Genomic DNA, 3,296 nt, shown 5'->3' on the forward strand with positions numbered 1-3,296 from the left:
CTACCTCCGCTGCCTCTACCCCATATAATCCAAACTCGCGAATCCCAGGCGAATCTATCACCGCTCCACCATCCGGTAAATGATACCAGGAGGTCACCGTCGTCGTATGCCGTCCCTTGCCACTCCATTGGCTAATCTCTGCAATCTTGATGCTCTCCGCACCTACCCACTCCGCCAATAACGAGGATTTGCCCGTACCCGATTCCCCTACCAATACCGATATGAATCCACGCATCCCTGACGCCAACTCCGCCATGCCACGCTTGTCGCGCGTCGAGACATAATAGACCGCATAGCCCATCTGCCGATAATGGGCAAAACGTGCCTCCGCCTCGGCCACATCCGCCAATAAATCAATCTTATTGACCACAATTGCCGCCGCAATACCAGCTACCCCAGCCGCCACCAAATAACGATCCAACAATCCCATGTTCGGCTCGGTGGCCGCAAAAACAATCCAAATCCGCTGCACATTGGCCGCTATTACCTGTAAACGCTGTCCCGCCAACGGCCTTTGCAACAACGATTGACGCGGCAAAATGCGATTGATTACCCCCTGACCATTGGCCGCACGCATCCATAATATCCGATCCCCACACACCGGCTCCCCAGTCGAACTCTTGCGCACCGCACAACGAAACCTCTCACCTTGCCCATCCTCTACCTCAATGTTCAAGCCATAATGGGCAATCACCAACCCCTCCTCCTCGGGGCCAAAAGCCTCCCGACCCAAACAACGCAACAACTCCTCCCCATGCACCGCCATGCTGCTCGAACGCTTATGTTCCGTATGGGCAATCTGACCCCGTTGCCGCTCCGATAAATCTCTTGATCCCCGCTTCTTGCGTATCATAAACTCTGGCCTCCCTCCGCGCGCATAATCCGCCCTGGCAGCAGGACTGGTTTCGCTTTATAGTCCTCTCCTTCCCGTCCTACAAGGAGATCATTCATGGATTCCTCCCTATTCATCACCACCGCCGCCGGCTTCGAGCCCCTCCTCGCCAACGAATTGCGTCAACTGGGAGCCTCCGCCATCCGTCCTGGTATCGCCGGTGTTGCCTGTCTCGCCTCCCCGCACACCACCATGCGCATCGCCCTCTGGTCGCGCGTCGCCAGTCGCATCCTTCTGCCCTTGGCCAAAATTCCCGGCCTCGACAGCACCGCCTTCCACCAAGCCATCCAAGAGATCCCCTGGGAAGAGTATCTGCACAGCCACTCCACCTTCGCGGTCGATTTTACCGGCACCAACAGCCTTTTTCGCCACTCCCATTTCGGCGCGCTCAAGGTCAAGGATGCCATCGTCGATCGCTTCCGCAGTCGCGGCCAAGAGCGTCCCTCGATCAACACCGAACAACCCGATCTGCGCATCCACCTGCGTCTGCAGGCCGATAAAGCCCGCTTGAGTCTCGATCTCTCCGGCAATGGCCTGCATCGCCGTGGCTGGCGGCTGCAACCCACCTCCGCCACCCTGCGCGAAACCCTGGCCGCTGCCATTCTGCTTTTTGCCGACTGGCCACAAATCGCCGCCCAGCAGGGAGCTCTCCTCGACCCCATGTGCGGCTCAGGCACTCTGGTCATCGAAGCGGCCTGGATCGCCGCCAATATTGCACCCGGCCTGCTGCAAAAGAGTTTTGGCTTTCATCGTCTGCCCGGCTTTGACAGCAGCGCCTGGAACGAACTGCGCAGCGAAGCCCAACAACAGGCAGAACAAGGCTTGCGCACGCTGCCCCCTCTCTTTGCCTGGGACCATGATCCCAGCGCCTTGCGCGCCGCCCAACAAAATATTCGCCAGGCTGGTCTCGCCGAACATGTGCAACTGGCGCTGCGTCCGCTGCAACAACTCTCCCGCCAGGATCCTCTGCCCGATTATGGATTGCTGGTGGTCAATCCTCCCTATGGTGTGCGCCAGGAGGAGGAGGAAAGCTTGCCTCTGCTCTACCAGCAACTGGGCGAAAAGATGCGGCAGGTGACCCCCCATTGGCAGCGGGCACTCTTTACCTCCCGTGCCGAGCTGCTGAAAAATGTCGGCCTGCGTCCCGCACAGGATCTGCTCCTGCATAATGGTCCTTTGCCCTGCCACCTCTGGATCTTTGCCCCAGAAAAACAAGTAGACCCACAAAAACAGCAAGAGAGCAACCATTTTGCCAACCGTCTGCAAAAAAATTGCAAACAATTGCTGCCCTGGGCACGTCGGGAAGACATCAGTTGTCTACGCCTCTATGATGCCGACATGCCGGAATATGCGGCTGCCATCGACCTGTATGGCGAATGGGTCCATTTCCAGGAGTATCAACCTCCCAGCACCATCGCCGCCGACAAAGCCAGCCTGCGCGCCGCAGAGATGCTCCATGGCATCACCCAGGTGCTGCAGATTCCTCCCGAACGAATCATCAGCAAACTGCGCCATATGCAAAAAAAGAATATGCAATATGGTAAACAAGACAACGAAAACCATTTTATCGCTGTGCAGGAAAATGGACTGCTCTTCTGGATCAACCTCAGCGACTATCTGGACAGCGGCCTCTTTCTCGATCAACGCCTGCTCCGCCAGCAGATTCGGCAGATGGCCCCTGGCAAACGATTTCTCAATCTCTTTGCCTACACCGCTTCGGCCACTGTCTATGCCATTGCCGGTGGCGCCCTCTCTACCACCTCTGTGGATCTCTCCCGCACCTACCTCGCCTGGGCCGAACGCAATTTGACTTTGAACCAGTTTGCCCTCCAGGAACAGCACCAACTGATTCAGGAGGACTGCCTGCAGTGGATCCAACACGATCGCCAACTCTATGATCTGATCTTGCTTGCTCCCCCCACCTTCTCCAACTCAAAACGGATGGCCAACCATTGGGAGGTCGATCGGGATCATCCCACATTGATCAACCACTGTTGCCAACGCCTGGCTCCCGGCGGCACGCTGTTGTTTATCACCCATGCCCGTCGTTTCCAGTTGCAGACCGATAAGCTCTCCCCAAAACTGCAGATCCAGGAGTGCAGCCGACTCACCCTGCCGCGAGACTTTCAACGCAATCCCCATTTTCATCGCACTTGGATGATGAAAAGATTATAAACAGCAAAATGTTATCTCAATCAATTCCAAGAGTACAACGCCCCACCTGTCCAGACACAGGGCAATCGCATTTGCCAATCTCCTCACTGTTGCTACAATCGAAACTGTGCATGTCGGGCGTCCGCCCTCCCAAAGAGTGCCCCTGCGGGGCACAAATCTGTGCGGCGTGCGCGAATGCTTAAGCATTCGCTTTTGTGAAACGCCGCACATTACCAGCAGGGCTTTGCCC

Annotated in this window: 2 protein-coding genes; one reads left to right on the forward strand and one right to left on the reverse strand. The window is 56.7% G+C overall.

Annotated features, from left to right (window positions below; all coding sequences use genetic code 11):
• A partial coding sequence (gene rsgA, locus EJP87_RS14840; protein WP_130472640.1) for a ribosome small subunit-dependent GTPase A occupies window positions 1-853 on the reverse strand: 853 nt, incomplete at its 3' end.
• 96 nt (window positions 854-949) lie between these two features.
• Here rsgA and rlmKL point away from each other — a divergent pair.
• Window positions 950-3,067, forward strand: coding sequence for a bifunctional 23S rRNA (guanine(2069)-N(7))-methyltransferase RlmK/23S rRNA (guanine(2445)-N(2))-methyltransferase RlmL (rlmKL, locus tag EJP87_RS14845; RefSeq protein ID WP_130472641.1), 2,118 nt, complete (start codon window positions 950-952; stop codon window positions 3,065-3,067).
• Window positions 3,068-3,296: the final 229 nt, after the last annotated feature.

The organism is Candidatus Magnetaquicoccus inordinatus (genome assembly GCF_004217665.1).
GTDB classification, from domain to species: Bacteria; Pseudomonadota; Magnetococcia; order Magnetococcales; family Magnetaquicoccaceae; genus Magnetaquicoccus; species Magnetaquicoccus inordinatus.